This window comes from Lysinibacillus sp. NPDC096212 (assembly GCF_044763105.1).
GTDB lineage: Bacteria > Bacillota > Bacilli > Bacillales_A > Planococcaceae > Lysinibacillus.
Map to the genome: position 1 here is coordinate 41358 of NZ_JBIWFQ010000011.1, position 21056 is coordinate 62413.

At 38.1% G+C, this 21056-nt stretch carries 22 protein-coding genes and 3 pseudogenes; 10 read left to right on the plus strand and 15 right to left on the minus strand.

Features of this window, described 5'->3' with window-relative positions; genetic code table 11:
• The 3 genes and pseudogenes from ACIQ7T_RS12560 to ACIQ7T_RS12570 form a co-directional block, all read right to left on the minus strand.
• Window positions 1-376, minus strand: a pseudogene (locus ACIQ7T_RS12560) (hypothetical protein); the annotation flags it as partial.
• A 492-nt stretch (window positions 377-868) separates the two neighbouring features.
• Window positions 869-2242, minus strand: coding sequence for an HD domain-containing protein (locus ACIQ7T_RS12565; RefSeq protein WP_402870722.1), 1374 nt, complete (start codon window positions 2240-2242; stop codon window positions 869-871).
• Between the two features lie 574 nt (window positions 2243-2816).
• Window positions 2817-3041, minus strand: coding sequence for a YuzB family protein (locus ACIQ7T_RS12570; protein ID WP_049667962.1), 225 nt, complete (start codon window positions 3039-3041; stop codon window positions 2817-2819).
• Window positions 3042-3288: 247 nt separating this feature from the next.
• Between ACIQ7T_RS12570 and ACIQ7T_RS12575 the strand changes: the two genes are divergently transcribed.
• The gene (locus ACIQ7T_RS12575; protein WP_370082788.1) at window positions 3289-3936 is read left to right on the plus strand and encodes an RsfA family transcriptional regulator; all 648 of its coding nucleotides are present in this window, start codon (window positions 3289-3291) and stop codon (window positions 3934-3936) included.
• Window positions 3937-3982: 46 nt separating this feature from the next.
• Here ACIQ7T_RS12575 and lipL read toward each other — a convergent pair whose 3' ends face one another.
• Window positions 3983-4816, minus strand: a complete 834-nt coding sequence (gene lipL / locus ACIQ7T_RS12580) for an octanoyl-[GcvH]:protein N-octanoyltransferase (protein WP_370082790.1) — start codon at window positions 4814-4816, stop codon at window positions 3983-3985.
• 157 nt (window positions 4817-4973) lie between these two features.
• On the opposite strand from lipL, the gene hemQ reads away from it, so the two are divergent.
• Window positions 4974-5723, plus strand: a complete 750-nt coding sequence (gene hemQ, locus ACIQ7T_RS12585) for a hydrogen peroxide-dependent heme synthase (protein ID WP_370082792.1) — start codon at window positions 4974-4976, stop codon at window positions 5721-5723.
• A 50-nt stretch (window positions 5724-5773) separates the two neighbouring features.
• Here the strand turns inward: hemQ and ACIQ7T_RS12590 are convergent, their stop codons facing one another.
• On the minus strand, window positions 5774-5956 hold the full coding sequence (locus tag ACIQ7T_RS12590) for a hypothetical protein (RefSeq protein ID WP_370082794.1): 183 nt from the start codon (window positions 5954-5956) through the stop codon (window positions 5774-5776).
• A 1180-nt stretch (window positions 5957-7136) separates the two neighbouring features.
• Between ACIQ7T_RS12590 and ACIQ7T_RS12595 the strand changes: the two genes are divergently transcribed.
• Window positions 7137-7520 (plus strand): cell wall hydrolase, encoded by a 384-nt coding sequence (locus tag ACIQ7T_RS12595; RefSeq protein ID WP_402870852.1) that lies wholly within the window; start codon window positions 7137-7139, stop codon window positions 7518-7520.
• 21 nt (window positions 7521-7541) lie between these two features.
• On the plus strand, window positions 7542-7883 hold the full coding sequence (gene gerQ / locus ACIQ7T_RS12600; RefSeq protein ID WP_142509394.1) for a spore coat protein GerQ: 342 nt from the start codon (window positions 7542-7544) through the stop codon (window positions 7881-7883).
• 274 nt (window positions 7884-8157) lie between these two features.
• On the opposite strand, the gene ACIQ7T_RS12605 is transcribed toward gerQ, so the two are convergent.
• The 5 genes from ACIQ7T_RS12605 to ACIQ7T_RS12625 all read right to left on the minus strand — a co-directional run bounded on the left by ACIQ7T_RS12605 (window position 8158) and on the right by ACIQ7T_RS12625 (window position 11465).
• On the minus strand, window positions 8158-9336 hold the full coding sequence (locus ACIQ7T_RS12605; RefSeq protein WP_402870727.1) for a M20 family metallopeptidase: 1179 nt from the start codon (window positions 9334-9336) through the stop codon (window positions 8158-8160).
• Window positions 9337-9552: 216 nt separating this feature from the next.
• On the minus strand, window positions 9553-9933 hold the full coding sequence (locus ACIQ7T_RS12610) for a DUF423 domain-containing protein (protein WP_370082798.1): 381 nt from the start codon (window positions 9931-9933) through the stop codon (window positions 9553-9555).
• Between the two features lie 270 nt (window positions 9934-10203).
• Window positions 10204-10470 carry a YwdI family protein gene (locus tag ACIQ7T_RS12615; protein ID WP_370082800.1) on the minus strand — a complete coding sequence of 89 codons (267 nt, stop codon included), beginning with the start codon at window positions 10468-10470 and terminating at the stop codon, window positions 10204-10206.
• On the minus strand, window positions 10467-10646 hold the full coding sequence (locus tag ACIQ7T_RS12620; protein WP_068985233.1) for a uracil-DNA glycosylase: 180 nt from the start codon (window positions 10644-10646) through the stop codon (window positions 10467-10469). Before ACIQ7T_RS12620 ends, ACIQ7T_RS12615 begins: the two co-directional genes overlap by 4 nt.
• Before the next feature lie 141 nt (window positions 10647-10787).
• A complete protein-coding gene (locus ACIQ7T_RS12625) occupies window positions 10788-11465 on the minus strand; it encodes a uracil-DNA glycosylase (protein WP_370082802.1) in 678 nt (225 codons plus the stop codon).
• A gap of 555 nt (window positions 11466-12020) precedes the next feature.
• On the opposite strand from ACIQ7T_RS12625, the gene thiD reads away from it, so the two are divergent.
• On the plus strand, window positions 12021-12851 hold the full coding sequence (gene thiD, locus ACIQ7T_RS12630) for a bifunctional hydroxymethylpyrimidine kinase/phosphomethylpyrimidine kinase (RefSeq protein ID WP_370082804.1): 831 nt from the start codon (window positions 12021-12023) through the stop codon (window positions 12849-12851).
• Window positions 12852-13119: 268 nt separating this feature from the next.
• Here the strand turns inward: thiD and ACIQ7T_RS12635 are convergent.
• Window positions 13120-13633: pseudogene (locus tag ACIQ7T_RS12635) on the minus strand (Rrf2 family transcriptional regulator).
• A gap of 10 nt (window positions 13634-13643) precedes the next feature.
• Here ACIQ7T_RS12635 and ACIQ7T_RS12640 point away from each other — a divergent pair.
• Window positions 13644-13862: pseudogene (locus ACIQ7T_RS12640) on the plus strand (NAD(P)H-dependent oxidoreductase); the annotation flags it as partial.
• Between the two features lie 34 nt (window positions 13863-13896).
• Here ACIQ7T_RS12640 and ACIQ7T_RS12645 read toward each other — a convergent pair.
• Window positions 13897-14448: an acyl-CoA thioesterase gene (locus ACIQ7T_RS12645; protein WP_142509401.1), complete on the minus strand. Its 552-nt coding sequence runs from the start codon at window positions 14446-14448 to the stop codon at window positions 13897-13899.
• Between the two features lie 182 nt (window positions 14449-14630).
• Between ACIQ7T_RS12645 and ACIQ7T_RS12650 the strand changes: the two genes are divergently transcribed.
• A complete protein-coding gene (locus ACIQ7T_RS12650) occupies window positions 14631-14960 on the plus strand; it encodes a hypothetical protein (protein WP_370082806.1) in 330 nt (109 codons plus the stop codon).
• A 396-nt stretch (window positions 14961-15356) separates the two neighbouring features.
• On the opposite strand, the gene ACIQ7T_RS12655 is transcribed toward ACIQ7T_RS12650, so the two are convergent.
• Together ACIQ7T_RS12655 and exaC are read right to left on the minus strand one after the other, a co-directional pair.
• Window positions 15357-15719, minus strand: a complete 363-nt coding sequence (locus ACIQ7T_RS12655) for a DUF779 domain-containing protein (RefSeq protein ID WP_370082808.1) — start codon at window positions 15717-15719, stop codon at window positions 15357-15359.
• Between the two features lie 21 nt (window positions 15720-15740).
• Entirely contained in the window at window positions 15741-17261 is a 1521-nt protein-coding gene (gene exaC / locus ACIQ7T_RS12660; protein WP_402870733.1) for an acetaldehyde dehydrogenase ExaC, read from the minus strand.
• A gap of 277 nt (window positions 17262-17538) precedes the next feature.
• Here exaC and ACIQ7T_RS12665 point away from each other — a divergent pair, with 277 nt between their 5' ends.
• The gene (locus ACIQ7T_RS12665) at window positions 17539-17889 is read left to right on the plus strand and encodes a YojF family protein (protein ID WP_049667947.1); all 351 of its coding nucleotides are present in this window, start codon (window positions 17539-17541) and stop codon (window positions 17887-17889) included.
• Window positions 17890-17902: 13 nt separating this feature from the next.
• Complete coding sequence (gene bshB2 / locus ACIQ7T_RS12670; RefSeq protein ID WP_370082812.1) at window positions 17903-18592, plus strand: bacillithiol biosynthesis deacetylase BshB2; 690 nt, start codon at window positions 17903-17905, stop codon at window positions 18590-18592.
• Between the two features lie 51 nt (window positions 18593-18643).
• Here the strand turns inward: bshB2 and ACIQ7T_RS12675 are convergent, their stop codons facing one another.
• Complete coding sequence (locus ACIQ7T_RS12675; RefSeq protein ID WP_402870736.1) at window positions 18644-19387, minus strand: TerC family protein; 744 nt, start codon at window positions 19385-19387, stop codon at window positions 18644-18646.
• Window positions 19388-19632: 245 nt separating this feature from the next.
• Between ACIQ7T_RS12675 and ilvA the strand changes: the two genes are divergently transcribed.
• Window positions 19633-20895: a threonine ammonia-lyase IlvA gene (gene ilvA / locus ACIQ7T_RS12680; RefSeq protein WP_402870739.1), complete on the plus strand. Its 1263-nt coding sequence runs from the start codon at window positions 19633-19635 to the stop codon at window positions 20893-20895.
• Window positions 20896-21056 lie beyond the last annotated feature (161 nt).

A 21056-nucleotide genomic window follows, 5' to 3' on the forward strand; every position in this document is an offset into this window, starting at 1 on the left:
GTTGTTCGACTTCACCCGTGGAACCAGTACTAGTCCCTTCACCATTTCCAGACTCTTTTGGTGTTTCAGGTTGTTCTCCTACACCTGTGGAACCAGTACTAGTCCCTTCACCATTTCCAGGTTCTTTTGGTGTTTCAGGTTGTTCGACTTCACCCGTGGAACCAGTACTAGTCCCTTCACCATTTCCAGACTCTTTTGGTGTTTCAGGTTGTTCTCCTACACCTGTGGAACCAATACCATCATCTTTTCCAGATTCAGCTGCAGGTGCTACAGGTTGTTCTTGCTCTACTGCAAACACTGAAATCGGTGATAATACCGTTTGGAATACGAGTAGCATTAAGATCATTGCTATGTTTAATTTTTTTAATTTCTTCATGTTTCTCTCCTTTTCTAAGTTCAGAGGGATACCTGTTGGTATTTGCTGACGACGTTGCATCCTTTCTGCATGTTGCAAAAGTATGCCACAAACAATAGGTTGGTCTCTCTTTCCTTCTATTCAGATGTCGTCATACATTCTATTAAGTACTCACGAGTAGGTATTCATGATGACTTATGTATGTTCGATGTACAATTCGAATGTATACATAGTACTTTTGTGACACCTTTAATAATCGACCTCACCCCCCTTAGGGTTTTAGGCTCATTATATAAGATGATACTAAACAATTTCTAAACAATCACGGACTTTCTATTTAAAAAATTCTAAAAAATTCTATATTATTTCCACTTTTTTCATCTTTATACACGACAAAAAAACAGTGAAAATAACTCAATTAGAGTACTTTCACTGTTTTTCACTATTTGTATGTTGAAATACTATTTAATTTAATTATTTTATATACACATTTTTATACATAAAAAAAATTTTTTAATTTTTCCCTTTTCCTTGAAGTAAGGCTAATATTTTCTTCTTAATATCGGAATGGGTACTGTTGTCTTCTAAGAAATCTAGAGGGAAATAGACTTTATGATCTCGCTTCATGCGGCCAGAAATAGAATCAACAATAATAGATTCACGCGATAGCTCTCGTAGCTCTCCATTTTTCATTTCTAAGAAAATAGGAACACGCACTTCTTCCTCTCCAGGTCGATAAAAGTCATAAGGTAAATCTGCCGTCGTATCGTGGACAAGGTAATATTCTGGATTTAAATCAGCTTGCTTGAAGAGTTCTTGGAGTTTTTGATATTTATCTAGCTCTACACCTGGGTCTAAATCGATGTATTGAAATAACTTTCGATTAACAAAACGGCGGCTTAAGTCACTTAGTATAGCATCTTCCTCTTGCATCCAAAGCTGAAAATATGTAAAAAGAATACTTTCATCTAATGCAAGATAATCCTCAAGGGTAATTGAGTTGCGGAAAAACGCTAAGAAGTGTGTAGGCTCGTGCTTAAATTTGTAGCCTGCCAAGCTTAGTTGTTTAGCTCGTTTTAAAATATTATTTAAAACAACCTCTGCACTGCGAGATACTGGGTGGAAATAAATCTGTAAATACATTTGATAGCGGCTCATTATATAATCCTCTACCGCATGCATGCCCGTCGTCTTAATAACGACCTGATTTTTTCGTGGACGCATCACTCTTAAAATACGTTCCATATCAAAATGACCATAGCTTACGCCTGTGAAATAAGCATCACGCTGCAAGTAATCCATACGATCAGCGTCTATTTGGCTTGATATTAAACTGACGACCTGCTTATTCGGATATGTTTTTTCAATTACCTGTGATACTTTCTCTGGAAAATCAGCTGATACTTTTTTTAATACTGCATTCACTTCTGTATCGCCGAGCAAAATTTGTCTTGTATAAAATTCATGATCAAGCTCAAAGACATTTTCAAAAGCGTGTGAAAATGGCCCATGCCCTAAATCGTGTAATAGGGCTGCACAAAGCACAAGCAGTCGTTCATCCTCATCCCATTCAGGACGACCTGCAAATATATCATCTACTATGCGGCGTACAATTTCGTAAACGCCAAGCGAGTGACTAAAGCGGCTATGCTCCGCTCCATGGAATACTAAAAATGTTGTACCGAGCTGGCGAATTCGTCGTAATCGCTGAAATTCTTTCGTGCCAACTAGATCCCAAATCGCTTGATCCCGTACATGCACATAGCGATGCACTGGATCCTTGAATACTTTTTCCTCTTGTAATTTAGCTTTTGCATAATGTGTCAATTGTACAGCACCCCCGTTTCCTATTTGTTCTATTATATGCGATAAATATAGGACTAGCATACATATTTCCTTTTAATTATAGAGACTATCAACCTAACTCGCTGTATTCTCGTCTTAATTTAGGATTCTATTGACCTAATTTCCATGCTCATCACCATAACGTGGGGGTTGATTTCCGTTCCAACTGGGCGCTTTCCTGGGAGTCTAACCGTCGCTTTGGCTCTTCTTTCCGTCACCTCGATGACTTTCCGTCGCTCTGATGATTTTATCCGTCGCTCCAGCTCTTCTTTCCGTCACCTCGATGGCCTTCCGTCGCTCTGATGATTTTATCCGTCGCTCTGGCTCTTCTTTCCGTCGTTTCAATGAGTCTTTCCGTCGCTCTGGTTCTTCCTTCCGTCACCACAGAGTCTTTCCGTCGCTCTGATGATTTTATCCGTCGCTCCAGCTCTTCTTTCCGTCGCTTCGATGATTCTTTCCGTCGCTCTGGCTCTTCTTTCCGTCACTTCGATGATCTTTCCGTTGCTTCAATGATTCTATCCTTCGCTTCAACTCTTCTATCCGTCGCTATATTAAAAATGCAGAAAAAACAAAAACTATCTCCAACTAGACTAGTGAAGATAGCTTTTTGTTTTACTTATTTTTTTAACTTTGCTAAAACCTTTTCCATTAGTTCTTCTTCCGTTAATGCAGCAACAGGACGGCTATTTACAAAGGTAAATGTTTTTTTACGTCCTGGGCCACAATAAGAATGACAGCCAATTTCGATGGTTGCATCAGGATCGATTTCCTTTAATTTTGGAATTAACGTTTTTAAGTTAACGGCCTGACATTCATCGCAAACTTTAAATTCGTTTGCCATTTTGTCAACAACCCTTTCTATATAGTATTTTTTTAATCAAAAAATCAAAAATTCGTCTCTATTGAACGTATGACTTTCACATAGTTAAGTATGTAGCATACGTACAAACCTACATCGGGTATTGTATCGCATTTTTCCCCTTGTATTCAAGCATAATAATTCCTTTCACATAGATGAATAAAAGGTTAAAAGATTGGTCATGCTAGTTGTAAATAAAAGTTCCAAATAAAGGTGGGAGGATTTTAATATGAGTAAAGTAAGACAAGATGCTTGGTTAGAAGAAAACGATGAATTATTAGCAGAGGCGGTTATTCGCCATGTGACGGAAGGTAGTACACAATTAAATGCCTTTGAAGAAGCTGGTGATGCTTTAAATCGTACTGCTGCTGCATGTGGTTTTCGTTGGAATGCTGTTGTTCGTAAAGAATATGAGGAACAATTATCAGAAGCCAAAAAGGAAAGAAAAGAAAGAATGCGAGTGTTAGGAGCTCCAGCAAGACGCCGTGCTTCTAGTATGTTTACAGTTAATAGTAGTGCTGCAGAGGGTAAATCGATTCCTCTATCTGCATTAAATCTTGATATTGTTATAGCCTATTTACTACGTTTACAACACTCTGGTGAAATAGGTAATGAGTCTTCAAAATGGAGACAACTAGTACACGTAACATCTGAGAAAAATAAAAAACTAGAGAAGACAATTACACAGCTAGAAGAGGAAAATAGAGCTATTCGAAAAGATTACGAGCAATTTGTTCAAATTATGAACCGTGCTAGACGACTAGTAACACTAGATGAAGAGGAAGAACGAATTGCACCTGTTTTCAAAATGGAGAAAAACGGAAATCTTGTTGTAAGTAGCACTTATACACAAGAAAATGGCGATGCGCTTAATTAGCAGCATCGCTTTTTTCTTTGAACATGGCACCCTTACTGATTATGCTTCACTTTGGTTCAAGCATTTTCTTATTCCGATCTAAAACACGTTGTAAATAAAACGCATATAGCGTCAATTCTTCATCATGAAAAGATTCAGCTCGAATGTCTTCTGCCATGTTGTGAAGAAGCTGCTGTAAACGAATAACAACGACTTCCACTGTTAATGATGCATCAATTAGTTCAGATAATGACGCCATCACATCAGGGACAATGTTTGGATACGTAAATTTTGTTTCCTCACCCTTTAGACTTTCCTCATAAAAGTCACGAATGAGTGCAGCTCGATCTGAACCGCTTCCTTCAATACATAAATAAATTTGCACTGCTACCCCTTGACGTAAGCGTCTCTGAGAAATACCAGCAAATTTCTTTCCTGCAATACTTAAATCATAGGAACCTGGACAATAGGAGCCTACAATTTCATAGGCTTCAATTTGATCCGCTACTTCAGGGAACAAGCCTTTTACTAGAGCTACCATGACATCATAGCCATCATTAATGCTTAGCGCTTCCGTTTGTTCAGATAAAACAATAGAAATATTCAGTACACCTTCATCAAGCACCACTGCTAATCCGCCTGAATTGCGTATAATAGGATCGTAGCCACGTTCTTTGAGCAAGTCCATGCCCCGCTGCACATATGGTAAACGGTGATCCTGAATACCAAGCACAACCGATGCATCATGTACCCATGTACGAATAGTTGGTGGAGAGGCTAATTGCCCAACTAACTGACATAAAGTATCGTCTGTTGCAAAGGATTCAAGTGGCGATCTTTGCTTTGCGCTAATGGATTGATCGTAAAAACGCCAAATCGGCTGTTGTAAAATACTTTTCATGATTGGAGCTCCTCTATCTACATCTATTCTCTTTAGAATACATTATCTATAGAAGGTGTCAAATTCGTGAAATGCCATCATGAACTTAGGGAATTTGTACAAACTATGATAAACTAAAATTTGAATGGTATTCACTTATAAAGGAGTGTTTTTAATAATGAATGAAGCAGCAATTACTTTAGATGGTTGGTACGCTTTACATGATTTCCGCTCAATTGACTGGGCTTCATGGAAACTAGTTTCTGCTGAGGAACGCCAAGCAGCAGTAGAAGAATTCATTGCATATTTAGAAAAATTAAACGAGGCTGATATCGCTAAAACAGGTGCTCATGCATTTTACGCAATCGTTGGTCAAAAAGCTGACTTTATGATTATGACATTACGTGAAACAATGGATGAGCTACAAGAGCTTGAAGCTGAATTCAATAAATTAGCGATCGCTGATTTTACTATTCCTACATATTCGTATGTATCTGTAGTAGAGCTTTCTAACTATTTAGCCGGTGATTCAGACGAAGATCCTTACCAAAATCCACATGTGCGTGCTCGTCTATATCCTGAACTTCCACGTGCTAAACATGTATGCTTCTATCCAATGGATAAGCGTCGTCAAGGCAATGACAACTGGTATATGCTTTCAATGGATGAACGCAAATCTTTAATGCGTTCTCACGGTATGATTGGTCGTGGCTATGCAGGTAAAGTTAAACAAATCATTACTGGTTCTGTTGGCTTCGACGATCACGAATGGGGCGTAACACTATTCGCAGATGACGTACTACAATTCAAAAAATTAGTTTATGAAATGCGTTTTGATGAAGTTTCAGCTCGCTACGGTGAGTTCGGTGCATTCTTCGTTGGAAACCTTCTTGATAACGAAAAACTTGTGAAATTCTTAACTGTCTAAAATGCTTTTAAATATAAAAATGCGAGTCCATAGTAGCGGACTCGCATTTTTTAATATTCATTTTCTTCGCTGTTCTCTGATTCCAATATTAAAATAATTGTATGAATAAAAAAGCCAGTTAGAATCATAAGAAAAACTAAATACCAATTATAAGGTTGATGATAGTATTCTGCTATACCAACGGCCATGAATGCACTTATGATAATTGCTACAAACGTACCAAAACTATGCATTATAACACTCCTTCATGAAAGCAAAAAATAATTTTCCACTTTAGTATGTCACAATTTGTTTTTAATATACTTGCAAAACATTAGATTTCATCTATTTAATCAAAAAAAATTAACAAAAAATAAGAAAGTGTCACCACAACGATGACACTTTCTTATTTTCATACCTCAAGACCTTTCATCCTTAACCTTCAAAATTAGTATGATTGTATGGATGAAAAATCCTACTACAATTATTAATATAAAGAGATACCAATGGAGTGGCTGTCCGTAAAAACTCCCTACTAAAAATGCCAGCACAGCACTCAACAAAATGCCTACCCAAACACCAATCTCCATACCCTATCACCTCACATGTATTCAATACACATGCAATTTCCTATCTCACATTCCCGATTATATTTTCTATCTCCATTTACCCATTTTTGCAAAATTTAGGATCATCACCATAACGTGGGGTTGATTTCCGTTCCGGCTAGGCTGTTTCCTGAGGACGTTGGGGCAAAAAATGTTTTCTGTGTGAAAGCGTAGCGCAGCAACAGAATGCTCATCACAAGGCGTTACCACGGGACGTGATGCTATTTGCCTTCGTTTCCCTACCCTTTTGCGCTTCGGGTCTTATCTGTGACGCTGTTTCCCAAGGAGCTCATCCTCACTCCAATCAACTTATATATGGCATACGTTTGGTGTTGAATATCTAAATTTTTAAAAATCTGGCCCTCTTTTACAGACTACTCGTTATTACTAATATATGCTTAGCATTTTTAAATTGTGAATTTCTTTCGATCAACTATGCCTCGGCATAGTTGTTGCTGTCGCTTCGCTTTCGCACAGATAAACAATGCGCTCGGAGGCTTTGTTTTCTGTGCGAAAGCGTAGTGTTAACGCAGCGGCAGCAACAAGATGTTGGTCACTCAGTCATTGCCACAGGACGTGGCGTTCTTAGACTGAGTTCCTCTATTTCAGCAGGTGTTTTGGCATCCACTGAAAAGTAACTTAGCCCCGTATTCATCTCCCCGCCTATAGTGGTGGGAGACATCTGTACCTGTCGCTTCGCTTTCGGTCAAAAGACATCTGCTGAAAAAAGTTAAAATTGAACATGTCTACAATACCATCATGCATATACTGTCTGCGAGGAGGAGTGAAAATCGCCGTTATAAAGACGAATGATGCACAAACAGCCATGTTAGCAAAGCTTACGCGCTCTGAGGCAGAAGGTGAAGGAAATTTAGGTATGCTGATGGTCGGCAATGTTGGCGTCAATCGTGTACGAGCCGATTGTTTAGATTTTACGGATGTTCGTACAATTGAACAAATGGTTTTTCAGCGTCCTGGGGGCTTTGAAGCGACACAAAAAGGCTACTTTTATCAACGAGCACGTGATCAAGATCTTCGATTAGCGAAGAGAGTTATTCAAGGCGAAAGATTCCATCCGGCGACTCGTTCGCTATGGTTTTTCAGACCTGAGGGAGATTGTCCAGCGCAATGGTATGGTCAGTGGAACACGGGAAGATTCAAAGCACATTGCTTCTTCTCGCCAACCGAAGAAGATTGTCCTCAAATCTAAAAGAAAGAAGGTTGATAACTTATGATGCCTTATTATTGGACACCGACAACGCAACAACAAATGCCTCCACAGGTAATGCCTCCACAGACGACTGGAGCACGACCACCTGGACGGGAGCAATCGTATATTGAAAATATTTTCCGTTTGAATCGCGGAAAACCTGGTACTTTCCATTTTTCCTTCGAGCATGCGGTAGAGCAAGGGAAAAACACGAAAACTGTGCGAGGCGTTGTAGAAGCTGCTGGTCGAGATCATGTTATTTTACGTGAACTCAAATCGAATCATCGTTTCCTATTCCCAATGATTTACTTTGATTTTGCTGAGTATGATGAAGAAATGGCTTATTTTAACCAAAATCCATAAGAAATAAGCTATTCAAAAATTCATATTTTCTTATATGGTAAAATCCCGCTCCTCTATATGCGAATAAAATAAGTACAGAATCGGTTTGCTCCTTCGCTCCGTTTTACTCACGCTTCGTCGCATTGCAAGTTCCGCTAGACTGCCAATTGGGTCTGGTGTTCTTGCTTGCATTGCAAATATTTTCGTATGTAACGAGGAATCTGCATGGATATTTACCATTAGATCAAAAGAATTGGCATGTTAGGATACCTCCTAGCATGCCAATTTTTATTTACTATTGGTTTTCTTGTAAAAACTGCAATGTTGCTTTTCCTAATGTTTTAGCAGCAATCAACATTGCACGTTCATCAAAGTCAAAGCGTGCATGATGGTGAGGATATGCTACTTCCCATTCTGGCTTTTTAGCACCTGTGAAGAAAAATGTTCCTGGTACATTCTCTAAATAATACGCAAAGTCCTCACCAATCATAAATGGTGGGCACGTTATTATATTTTCTACTCCAGGTATATCTGCTGCAAGTTGTGCAATAAATTCTGTTTCTTTCACATGATTATACACAGGTGGATAGCCTCTTGTATAACGATAGTCATAACTTGCACCGAATGCCAAACAAGTGGCATTTAAAATGGCCTCAAGTTCTTGCTCCATTTGTTTACGTACCTGCTCTTCAAAAGTACGGACTGTTCCAGCTAATACTACCCGTTCGGCAATAACATTGAAAGGATTAATCGCCTCCAAATGACCAATCGTTAAGACGGCTGATTTTAATGGATCAATACGTCGAGATATAATTTGCTGTGCATTAACTACAAACTGTGACGCAAGTGTAACTGCATCTATAGAATGATGAGGCTCCGCACCGTGACCACCTTTGCCATGAATCGTAATTTCCACTTTATCCGCAGCAGCCATAATTGCTCCATCTCTCACCAATATATCCCCTAACGGTGTTGGTGCCCATAAATGTGTACCGAAAATAACATCTACTCCATCTAAACAGCCATCTTCAATCATAGGCTTTGCTCCACCTGGTGCCATTTCTTCTGCATGCTGATGAATAAATACCACATTGCCCGCAATATCATCCTTTATAGCATTAAGTGCTTTAGCAAGCCCTAATAATGTTGCAGTATGACCATCATGTCCACATGCATGCATTTTACCATCCACTTTTGATTTATAAGGGACGTCATTTTCCTCCTGAATTGCCAATGCATCAAAATCAGCGCGCAGTGCCACTGTTTTACCTGGCTTCCCTCCGCGTAAAGTAGCAACAACACCACGTTCACCTACATGCCCACGAACCTCATGTCCTAATGCTCGATGAAAAGCAGCTACATAGGCTGGTGTTTCCACTTCCTCAAAGGATAATTCCGGGTATTCATGTAAATGACGACGAATCGCTACCATTTCATCATAGTTATTATCTAGTAAAGTAAAAAGCTTCTCCATATCACAAAACCTCACTTCCTATTTGTCGAACTTATTTGATAATAATAGTGTACTATAAATCCTTACAAAAACAATAGGAATTAAAACTACCTTTCTATTGAAATAATATTGTTGATGAGGAAGGAAAATTCTCTTGAAAGAGGTCTGTAATAAAACAAAAACCCCCTCACACATTGTGCAAAGGAGTAACTTAGAAAGAAAATTTATATTCAATTTTTATCGCGCATGTTTAAGGGCAGCAACTATAATTAGAACCCAGCCAGTTAAAAATAGAACACCACCAATTGGTGTGATGGCACCTAGAACTTTAACGCCGCTAATTGCCAGTACATATAAGCTTCCTGAAAAGAAGACAATACCTAGGTTAAAAAAGATTCCAGCTAAATTTAACTGCTTTACTTCACCTAGTAGTTTCGAGCTCATCAATATGCCAATCACCAGTAAAGCCGTGGCATGAAACATTTGGTACTGAACAGCTGTTTCCCAAATTCCGCGACTATAATCGTCTAGAACCTCTTTTAAAGCATGTGCACCGAATGCACCCAATGCCACTGCTAAAAAGCCGTGGAGTGCACCTGTTACGATAAATTTTTTCATGTCATTTTCCCTACCTTTTATCAATTTCACCTTGGCGAATTGTAGCTGACGCTTTGCTTTTGCTACAGAAAACATTTGCCGCTTTCGCGCAGATAAACAATGGTCCGGATTTTGAATTGTGCTTGCACAATTTATTCCTTTCAAAATCTGTGACATCCGCCGGAGGCTTTATCTTCATTCAGTAGGCGTTGGGACACCTACTGAAAAGGAACCACATCCGCATTCATTTAGCCACCTTCAGAGGTGGGAGTCTTCGCTGAATAAAGATAATTAAAAGTCAAAAATTGAATCACCATTTGCTCCGTCTTCTTCTTCAATTTTTGCCGTATATAGGCTTGTTTGCTTTGGCTCTGACACAAGCATTTGTGGCAGATGTTTTGACTGGGCTTTAGAAATGCTATCAGATGAGTCTAATACCACATCACATAATGCTCGGATTGCCGTTAAGGCTTCACGAATTTGTTGTTCGTCTCCTGCATTTTTGACACCAGATAATTGTTTTTCAAGTTGTTGAATAACGGCTTGATAAGGAATCATTGCATTCTCCCACTTTCTGCTTTTGGCACAAATTTTAGACAGTCTGTGCCAGAGGATTGTTTAACGACAACAGATGGTATTTGCTTCGTTTTAAAGCCATATGCTACACAGGCCCGTGGAGTTTGTGGGTCCCACGTTACTTTAAAATATTGACATTTGAAACAATTTACCTTCATCGTTGTTCCTCACTTTCTTCTATTAACTGTAACACGAAATGATGAGTGATGTGCATCAATTTCGCCTTGGTGTAATTGTTGCTGTCGCTTCGCTTTTGCTAAAAAATATTTACTGAATGAAGAAATACGATTTGTGCCAATCTAAGCTAGACTCCAATCAATTGGTTGCTCTCCCCATTCCACTAACTGTGTATTGATCTTGGAGTATGGTTTACTGCCGAAAAAACCTCGATAAGCACTTAGTGGACTTGGATGAGGTGCTTCTAAAATTAAATGTGGTGTTGAGTGTTTACGAATTAATTGTTTTTTACGTTGTGCTGGTTTACCCCACAGCACAAAAATAATTGGTTTATCTCTTGATGCTAATTTATCGATTACAGCATCGGTAAATTGCTCCCATCCTTGTTCTTTATGAGAATTCGCCTGACCTGCTCGAACAGTTAATACTGTGTTCAATAACATTACTCCCTGCTGCGCCCATTTTGTCAATGTTCCATTTTGAGGGATTGGACAGCCAAGATCATCTTGTAACTCTTGTAGCATATTGCGTAGGCTTGGTGGATGTTTAATTCCCGGCATGACCGAAAAGCTTAATCCATGTGCTTGGTTTGGTCCATGATACGGATCCTGACCTAAAATTACGACCTTTACATCTTGATAAGCCGTCGTATTAAATGCATTCATTATGTCATTTATCGGGGGATAAATTGTTTCTGCTGAATATTCATCTGCTACAAATTGACGTAGCTTTGTGTAATATGTCTTTTCTATTTCTTCTGCAAGTATTGCTTGCCAATCATTCAGGAATTCTTGTTTCATTGTAATATAAGCCCCTTCCTCTTCTTACAACGGTACAAAAAAATAATGTTGAATTCAAGTATCCCGTTCAATTATGCCTTGGCATAATTGTAGCTGACGCTTTGCTTTCGCTACAGATAAACAATGCGTCCAGATCGGCTTTGTGCTTAGACCTGCAGATGTTTTTTGTGCGAAAGCGTAGCGGCAGCAACGTGTTTTTGTCTGTGCGAAAGCGAAGCGACAGCAACGACAGATGTTTTTTGCGCGAAAGCGTAGCGGCAACAGCAACGATGCAGGTCAGTTAGCCTTTATCGCATGGATACAATGGTTTTAGGCTAACATCCTTATGAACTCCTTTCCGATTCTGTGACATCCGCCAGAGGCTTTAACTTCTTTCAGATGAAGAGTGAGAAAAACCCACATCCATCTCACCGTCTTTAGAGATAGGAGACTTCTACTGAAAGAAGTTAAACTGACCTTCTAAAAATATCTAACTCTGACTATTTTTATAACATCAGAATAAGACTATACTAGATGGTAATTTTAAAACTTTCATCTATAAAGGAGATATTCCACATGGCTCTTAAAAAAACTTTAACGATTGCTGGTTCAGATACATCAGGTGGCGCAGGTATGCAAGCTGATCTTAAAACATTTCAGGAGCACGGCACATATGGCATGGTGGCATTAACAGTTGTCGTAACAATGGATCCAAACGGTTGGACTCATAACGTAACGCCATTACCAACAGAGCTTTTACAAAAACAAATCGATACTGCTCTTTCAACAGGCATTGATGCCGTAAAGACCGGTATGCTATCAACAGAAGAAATTATTCGTATCGCAGGTGATGCTATCGCAAAATCTGGTACGGAAAATGTTATCATTGACCCTGTAATGGTATGTAAGGGAGAAGATGAAGTATTGAATCCTGGCAATACAGATGCCATGATTCAACATCTTTTACCATTGGCTGCAGTTACAACACCTAACCTATTTGAGGCTGGCCAATTAGCTGGAACTGGAACACCAAAAACTATCGAGGAAATGAAAATAGCCGCTCGTAAAATTCACGACCTTGGTGCCAAAGCCGTTGTGATTAAAGGTGGAAAAGCGTTAGCTACTGAAAAAGCAACTGACTTATTCTTCGACGGCGAAAAATTCTACTTATTAGAATCTGAAAAAGTAGCTTCTACTTATAACCACGGGGCTGGCTGTACATTTGCTGCTTCCGTAACAGCAAACCTCGCGAACGGTCTTTCAGTACAAGAGGCTGTAATTGAAGCAAAAGAATTCGTTTCTGCTGCAATCGCTCACGGTTGGGCATTAAATGACTATGTAGGACCAGTTATGCATGGTGCAAAATCTCGTTTTGGCGCACCACAAGTAACAGTGACAGAAATTTAAAAGCGAAAAGAGACTGGGACATAACTAGCTGATATCCAGACAAAGAGAAATCGATGTCATTCGATTTCTCTTTTTTCTTGGATTTATTGAGAAATCTATAAACGCTTTGTGCGCTTGTTTCGATACTTTTCGTTCAGAACGTAGTTTTTCAATTTTTTGATCATACGCTTGTACTTTTTCAACTAATGGAATACTGCCATTTTTGCTCCAAAAGAAAAAAGCGATTTCTCGTTATGAAAAATCACCAAATAATCTCCTTTTACTATTTCTAAAAGTTAACTTTTATTTCTTTTAAAGAGAATTCTTTTGCCTCTTCTATTTGCTTACTTGGTAAAATGCGTAGTAATTCTTGTGCTAACCATGCTATTGTCTTATTCCGTAAATAATTTCGCATTTGTTCTTCAGCCTCAAGCATTACAATATTAATAGTACAGTTCGATTGACTCGAACAAGATTCACACTCTTTGTCTGTGTCTTGATAAGCAAAGTTTGCTTTAATATTCCTACACTGAAATAATGGCTTTTCACCTTCAACAGCTCGTACAACATCCCAAAACGAAATATCTTCTGGTTTCTTATTAAGACGATAACCTCCTTTTACACCAGGTACTGAACTTACAATCCCTTCCTTAGATAACTTACCTAAAACTTTTGAGAGGTAGGTTTCTGATAACCCTTGAAAATTCTGATAAATCTTTTATCCCAATGCTTTCACTTGGTGGTACATCTATTAAATAAACAAGACTGTGTAGGGCATATTCAACCATGACACTATATTTCATTATTCACCGGGTCGTTATACAGGCAAGTGGTTCACTCTATACAAATGACGATTGGTATACTGAAGTGGAATATTCCTATAAGTACCTTAAATCAATGTTTAATTTTCTTGGAATAGAAGATTTTAAAATCCTGCGTGTCCAAGGAACAGCATTATTGAATACAGAAGATATTTTACAAAACGCACTTAATGATTCGGACCAATTATCCGTTGAATTAGCTCATAAATAACGAAAAGGCATCTGATTAGTTTCAGATGCCTCTTTTACATATAGTAGTTCTCCATCATTTCGAGCCGATAATCCCATGGATCGTTCATCGAAATGAATTGAGCCAATGCCTTACTTTCCTTTTTACGATCTGCACGCGCCTTTGCTCGTTCAGATGCCGTTTCATGTAGTTTTGTTTCCTCTACTGTTTCTGGAATAACAGATGGAACTGGGGCTGGTTTATTATTTTCATCTAATGCAACAAAGGTTAATAAGGCTGTTGCCGCTACCTTACGTTCTCCCGTTTTCAAATTCTCAGAAATGACCTTGACGAAAACTTCCATTGAAGATGTCCCTGTCCACGTTACATAAGATTCGAAATAGACAGAATCGGTCGGGCGTATTGGATGCAGGAAGTCTACAGAATCCGTTGAGGCTGTCACACAATCTCTACGACTATGCTTAGCAGCAGAAATTGAAGCTACTTGATCGATGTCACTCATTAATCGACCGCCAAACAGTGTATTATGATTGTTAATATCATTCGGAAAAACTCGACTTGTACGCATAACTCTAGAATCTTTACAATATTTAAAGTTTTTGTTCACATCTATTCCCCCTAAAAACAACTGTTTATTTCTACTATATTGCTCTATTTTTCCATAAAAATCAAATAAATTATTTGAAAATTAAGAATTTTTATTTCAGCTGTCGTTTTTTATTAATTCTCTGGACAAGATACGCTACTACTTCATATGCCATATATTAGCTGTATACGGGAGGGAGAAAAATGGCAAGACGTAGACAACAACAAGACCCAAACGGAGAAGGGAATTTCCTAGCTGGTCAAGAAGCAGGTCTCCTAGGTGAAGATACAGGTACCCAAAGTGGAGATATAACCTCTACCAAAGTAGAATTAATATCTTCAATGGTTTTGACAATAGGGTATTCACTAGCAACCCTCTCCACCATTTTAGCATTGCAGGAAGAAGAGGCAAATGAACAAGCAAGAACATCCGACGCGCAAAATCAAAGTGTACAATTTAGACAAATGCATAAGCATCTATCACATCTCAACAATCGTCTAGATTCCATTGAACGAAAACTCAACCGATATTAACAAATACATACCCCCACAAAAACCGCTAATTATAAAAAGCCGCGATTCTCCGTCATAAAAGAGAATTGCAGCTTTTTTTACTATACTATGATAATGAGCTTTCAGTCTTCTTCCCTTTTTTACAGCTATACATACCAATGTTGAAGGAACGTCATCTATTGTACCAAGATAGAATTCGTTATTACCTAGTTTAAAATTCCCTTCAACATTATGCGCTGCTTTTCCGTCAGTTAAGGAAGAAATCATGGTCAGTATCTTTTCATTTGTGAAACCGTATACAATACAAAACGACACATTTTGTACAAAATTGCTTTCACACTCATTATATTGATATATTTCTATAATTTTTTCAAGGATATTGCTTGAAAATCTTCATAGATTAAAAGATGCAATCAATTAAAAGAGCTTTATTACTTCTCCATACTCTTCTGTTGTGAATACTCTAGAGTTTGTAATAAAATGCATATTTTCAACACTATCTAAAGAAAAACTTGCACCTCTGCCCTCAATCGCATGAATAATCAATTGCGTATGCTTAAAATATTCATATTGCGCTCTATGAATGTAAAAAGGAACGTCACCTATTGTACCAAGATAGATATCGTTTTCACCAATTTTAAAATCTCCTTCTACATAACACATCGGTGCAGAGCCATCACAGCAACCTCCAGATTGATAAAACATGATAGCGCCATGCTGACTCTTAATTAACTCTATTAAATTTAAAGCCTCTTTTGTTGCAATCACTCGTTCTACCATGTTGTTATTCATCCTTTGGTATTAGAAAAATCCTTGTGCTTCTTTTTTGTAGCTCACTAAAAGACATTTAGTTTGTTGGTAGTGATCTAACATCATTGCGTGGTTTTCACGACCGATACCTGAAAGTTTGAATCCACCAAATGCAGCACCCGCTGGATATTGATGATAAGTGTTTGTCCACACACGACCAGCTTGAATAGCTCGACCTGCACGGTAAGCGATGTCACCAGAACGTGACCAAACACCAGCACCTAAACCATATTCTGTATCATTTGCAATTTCCATAGCTTCATCGAAATCTTTGAATGTAGTCACGCCAAGCACTGGACCAAAGATTTCTTCTTGGAAGATTCGCATTTTATTGTGACCTTTGAAAACTGTTGGTTTAATGTAGTTACCTCCTGCAAGGTCGCCTTCAAGAATATTTTCTTCTCCGCCTATTAAGCACTCAGCACCTTCTTCTTTCCCAAGTTTTAAGTAAGAAAGGATTTTTTGTTTTTGTTCGTTAGAAGCTTGAGCACCCATCATGACTTCTGTATCTAATGGATTACCTATTTTAATAGCTTTTACGCGTTCTAATGCAAGTTCAATAAATTTATCGTAAATGGATTCTTGAACAAGTGCACGGGAAGGACAAGTACAAATTTCACCTGAGTTTAATGCGAACATCACAAAGCCCTCAATTGCTTTATTTAAATATTCATCATCTGAAGCCATTACGTCCTCAAAGAATACGTTTGGTGATTTACCACCTAACTCTAACGTTACAGGAATAATATTTTCAGTTGCATATTGCATAATTTGGCGACCAACAGCTGTTGAACCAGTAAAAGCAATTTTTGCAATTCTTTTGTTCGTTGCAAGTGGTTTACCAACTTCAACACCAAAGCCGTTTACAATGTTAAGTACGCCTTTTGGTAAAATGTCTTGAATTGTTTCAATTAACACTAATAATGAAACTGGCGTTTGCTCAGCTGGTTTCATCACGATACAGTTCCCCGCTGCAAGTGCAGGAGCAATTTTCCAAGCAGCCATTAAGATTGGGAAGTTCCAAGGAATGATTTGGCCAACTACACCTAGTGGCTCTTGGAAGTGGTATGCAACCGTGTCGTTATCTAATTGTGTTGTACGTCCTTCTTGTGCACGGATAACACCTGCAAAATAACGGAAGTGATCAATTGCTAAAGGAATATCTGCGTTTAAAGTTTCGCGAACCGCTTTACCATTATCCCATGTTTCTGCAACAGCAATCATTTCTAAGTTTTCTTCAATGCGATCTGCGATTTTATTTAAAATAGAGGCACGCTCAGTTGCACTTGTTTTACCCCATGCATCTTTTGCTGAGTGTGCTGCATCAAGGGCAAGCTCAATATCTTCAACTGTTGAACGAGCTGCTTTTGTGAAAACTTGACCTGTTACAGGTGTTTTATTTTCAAAGTATTGACCTTTTACTGGAGGAACCCATTCGCCACCGATAAAGTTATCATATTTTTCTTTGAAATTTACTACTGCACCCGGAGTATTAGGATTTGCATATATCATAGTATCAATCTCCCCATATTTTATTTATGAAACCGCATACAAATTATAACGACACAATTTATATTAATCTGTTTCATGTGTCCTATATTGATACATCAAAATAGTTTTTTCAAGGAATTAACACTAATAATAGTGAAAAATAGTTTTTTTAAAATAAAGAAATTTCAGTATTTTATCAATAACATTTATGATTAGTTTGGCAACAAAGTCTTTCGATTTCCCTTTGTCATCTTTTTTAACTATACTTAAAGGAGAAATAATCGAGAGGAGTGTTAAGATGCAAGAAGTACAAGTAAAGACGTTGCAGGAATTATTGAATTCTTTCGCCAACAAAGACGTTTATATTCATCTTGAGACGACAAACGGTTCTTATGCAGCACACTATGATGAGAAATTTTTCAATGCAGGTGCTTTTATTCGCAATGCAAAAATCAACTATGAACTTGCTAAAGTGGTAGATGATTCACCCCATCGTGTCGGATTAAAAATGGCACATGGCTGGGTTTATGCTCAAGGCATCACACATTTTGAATTAGATGATTTAGGCCGTTTATTAATGGCTGGACTAGACTACTCAGGTAAATTGGCGATTGCACTCGAAATTAGCGAAACGCCATTTACTTACTAAGGGGGACAACTTTTTGAATTTACAACCACAACGTCATATTTTAATTGTTTACCCTCACCCAGATGATGAGGCTTTTTCAGTTGCTGGAACAATTGCCTACTATACAAAGAAAATGAATACACCTGTTACATATGCCTGTTTAACTTTAGGCGAAATGGGGCGTAATTTAGGAAATCCTCCTTTTGCAACACGTGAATCTTTGCCAGAAATTCGACGCAAGGAGCTTGTTGCAGCAGCAGAGGCTATGGGAATACAAGATTTACGTATGCTTGGTTTCCGTGATAAAACGATTGAATTTGAAGACGATGAAAAAATGGTAAAGCTTGTTGAAGGTTTAATAGAGGAGTTAATGCCTTCTCTTATCATTACATTCTTACCTGGTTTTGCAGTTCATCCTGACCATGAGGCAACAGCACGTGCTGTAGTAGAAGCTGTTCGTCGTATGCCAAAAGCCGCACGCCCACAAGTGTTAGGCTGTGCCTTTGCAAATGATACAATTGAAAAAAATGGTGAGCCACATGTTGTCAACGATATCAGTGAAATGAAGATGGATAAAATTAAAGCATTACAAGCACACGCATCCCAAACAGCTTGGATGATGCAAGAAACAGAAAAACGTGTTGATGACGGTGAGCCAATGAGTGAAAGCTGGCTTAATATTGAAAAATTCTATATTGTAAATCCTGATCAATATGTAAAATAACAATAAAACGGTTCTGTCCTCTTTCTTCTTTGAGAACAGAACCGTTTTATATTAAGCAACCTTCATTTTTTTTAAGAAATGAATACTGAAAGTAATAGCAAAAATAATAATTAATACAACAAAAAACATATAATGTGGAATGTGAATACCGATGACGCTGGCTAGCATTTTCAGTGCAATAATTCCAATAATAATAAATGCTGTTGCCTCTAATTCTGGTATTTTTTCAATAACGATTAAAAATAAGCCTGCAATAGTTCTCATCATTAAAATACCTAGCATTCCCCCGATTAGCAATATCCAAATTTGATTGGATATCGCAAAAGCAGCAAAAATCGCGTCAATTGAAAAGGCAATATCCATCAGTTCTACAGAAATAACCGTTGCCCAAAACGTTCCAAAAAGACGAACGATCAACCCTGTTTTTTTCATCTCCTTGGCACTATCCGCTTCCCCAATCTGCAGGAAATGAGCGACACATAGCCAACCTAAATACAGGGCTCCTAGCAATTTAATAAACCAAAACTCTACCAAATAAACACCTATTCCAATAAATAAAAATCTGAAAAAATAGGCCCCCAACATACCGTACATTAATGCTCGTTTGCGTTGCTTGTTTGGTAAATGCTTCACTAGCACTGCTAATACGAGAGCGTTATCTGCTGAGAGTAAACCTTCTATTATTACTAGCGTTGATATTAACCCCCAAGATACAGGGTCAGATAAGACCTCTTTCCACATTTCCCAATTGAAAAATTGAATGTATGTAGATAGAATTCCTTGAATGATTTCCAATTACATACCCTCCTACTTGTCCTAAGGTATTCTAGTATATGCTTGACCATTTTCGTTATGAGGAAATGTGTGCATCCTTTATTTCTACAAAAAATTCTCGTAGAAATTTAATTATTCTGCATTTTGTAGTTTCCTAGACGAAATAGACACCGAAAATTTAGAATTTACTAAAAATTAATAACAAAAAGCTTATAATATGTGCTATTATAGATAAATGTTTTATACGTATACGGAGGATGAATATTATGGAAGCTGCTGACACTAGAACTGTGCAGGTAGAAAATATCTTGATTGCACATCATTTCTTAAAAGACGTAGTGGTGCACACGCCGCTACAAAAAAATGACTATTTATCTGAGAAATATGGAGCTAATATTTATTTTAAACGCGAAGATTTACAGCATGTACGCTCATTTAAACTTCGTGGCGCCTATTATAAGATTAAAAAAATTGAAGAAGAGGCTCGTAAAGTTGGCGTCGTTTGCGCGAGTGCGGGTAATCATGCCCAAGGCGTAGCCTACGCCTGTGCACAATTGCAAATTCAAGCAAGTATTTTTATGCCTCAAACAACACCTAAGCAAAAAATTGACCAAGTGCGTATGTTTGGTCGTGAATATGTAGAAATTATTTTAGCTGGCGATACCTTTGATGATTCTGCAGAAAGTGCATTTGCTTACTGTGATGAACACGAAAAAATCTTTATTCACCCATTTGATGATTTTGATGTCATTGCCGGACAAGGAACCGTCGCTGTTGAAATTATGAATGACATGGAGGAACCGATTGATTACGTGTTCGGTAGTATTGGCGGCGGTGGCTTAATGTCAGGTGTTTCTGCCTATGTGAAAAACCTTTCTCCTAACAGTAAAATTATCGGTGTAGAGCCTGCTGGTGCAGGCAGTATGAAGGCTGCATTTGCAGAAGGTGGTGCAGTGGCACTTGATTGGATTGACAAATTCGTAGATGGTGCTGCAGTAAAGTGCGTCGGTAACCACACATATGACGTTTGTCGTCGCTACTTAGACGACATCGTACTAGTACCTGAAGGAAAAGTATGTACAACAATTTTAGATCTTTACAATAAACACGCTATTATCGCAGAGCCTGCTGGAGCATTATCAGTAGCAGCACTCGACTCCTATAAAGAGGAAATTAAAGGGAAATCAGTCGTTATCATCATTAGTGGTGGTAATAATGACATCGGTCGTATGCAGGAGATTAAAGAAAAGTCTTTAATTCACGAAGGCTTACTATACTACTTCATCGTTAGTTTCCCACAGCGTGCAGGTGCGCTTCGCCAATTCCTAACAAGCGTGCTAGGACCAAATGATGACATTACAACTTTCGAATATACAAAGAAAAACAACAAAGAAAGTGGTCCTGCCCTAGTCGGTATCGAGCTTGGCAATCGTGAAGACTACGAAGGATTACTCGCTCGCATGCACGAATTCGGCTTCAAATACAAAGAAGTAAACAACGACATTCAACTATTTGGCTTACTAGTCTAAAATAAAGGGTCACACTTGCTACTGCTAAAGTAAGTGTGGCTTTTTTAGGTTTATCGGGGCACTTTTGAGATTTATCGAGAACTTTTGATTGTTTATCTACCAACTTTTTTATTTATCTACCAACTTTATCGATTTATCTACCAACTTTTTTAATTTATCAC

What these genes read in the sequence shown, in the direction of transcription:
- ACIQ7T_RS12565 (WP_402870722.1), bottom strand. Translation starts at nt 2,242, where the DNA reads ATGCTAGTCCTATATTTATCGCATATAATAGAACAAATAGGAAACGGG.
- ACIQ7T_RS12570 (WP_049667962.1), bottom strand. Translation starts at nt 3,041, where the DNA reads ATGGCAAACGAATTTAAAGTTTGCGATGAATGTCAGGCCGTTAACTTA.
- ACIQ7T_RS12575 (WP_370082788.1), top strand. Translation starts at nt 3,289, where the DNA reads ATGAGTAAAGTAAGACAAGATGCTTGGTTAGAAGAAAACGATGAATTA.
- lipL (WP_370082790.1), bottom strand. Translation starts at nt 4,816, where the DNA reads ATGAAAAGTATTTTACAACAGCCGATTTGGCGTTTTTACGATCAATCC.
- hemQ (WP_370082792.1), top strand. Translation starts at nt 4,974, where the DNA reads ATGAATGAAGCAGCAATTACTTTAGATGGTTGGTACGCTTTACATGAT.
- ACIQ7T_RS12590 (WP_370082794.1), bottom strand. Translation starts at nt 5,956, where the DNA reads ATGCATAGTTTTGGTACGTTTGTAGCAATTATCATAAGTGCATTCATG.
- ACIQ7T_RS12595 (WP_402870852.1), top strand. Translation starts at nt 7,137, where the DNA reads ATGTTAGCAAAGCTTACGCGCTCTGAGGCAGAAGGTGAAGGAAATTTA.
- gerQ (WP_142509394.1), top strand. Translation starts at nt 7,542, where the DNA reads ATGATGCCTTATTATTGGACACCGACAACGCAACAACAAATGCCTCCA.
- ACIQ7T_RS12605 (WP_402870727.1), bottom strand. Translation starts at nt 9,336, where the DNA reads ATGGAGAAGCTTTTTACTTTACTAGATAATAACTATGATGAAATGGTA.
- ACIQ7T_RS12610 (WP_370082798.1), bottom strand. Translation starts at nt 9,933, where the DNA reads ATGAAAAAATTTATCGTAACAGGTGCACTCCACGGCTTTTTAGCAGTG.
- ACIQ7T_RS12615 (WP_370082800.1), bottom strand. Translation starts at nt 10,470, where the DNA reads ATGATTCCTTATCAAGCCGTTATTCAACAACTTGAAAAACAATTATCT.
- ACIQ7T_RS12620 (WP_068985233.1), bottom strand. Translation starts at nt 10,646, where the DNA reads ATGAAGGTAAATTGTTTCAAATGTCAATATTTTAAAGTAACGTGGGAC.
- ACIQ7T_RS12625 (WP_370082802.1), bottom strand. Translation starts at nt 11,465, where the DNA reads ATGAAACAAGAATTCCTGAATGATTGGCAAGCAATACTTGCAGAAGAA.
- thiD (WP_370082804.1), top strand. Translation starts at nt 12,021, where the DNA reads ATGGCTCTTAAAAAAACTTTAACGATTGCTGGTTCAGATACATCAGGT.
- ACIQ7T_RS12650 (WP_370082806.1), top strand. Translation starts at nt 14,631, where the DNA reads ATGGCAAGACGTAGACAACAACAAGACCCAAACGGAGAAGGGAATTTC.
- ACIQ7T_RS12655 (WP_370082808.1), bottom strand. Translation starts at nt 15,719, where the DNA reads ATGGTAGAACGAGTGATTGCAACAAAAGAGGCTTTAAATTTAATAGAG.
- exaC (WP_402870733.1), bottom strand. Translation starts at nt 17,261, where the DNA reads ATGATATATGCAAATCCTAATACTCCGGGTGCAGTAGTAAATTTCAAA.
- ACIQ7T_RS12665 (WP_049667947.1), top strand. Translation starts at nt 17,539, where the DNA reads ATGCAAGAAGTACAAGTAAAGACGTTGCAGGAATTATTGAATTCTTTC.
- ilvA (WP_402870739.1), top strand. Translation starts at nt 19,633, where the DNA reads ATGGAAGCTGCTGACACTAGAACTGTGCAGGTAGAAAATATCTTGATT.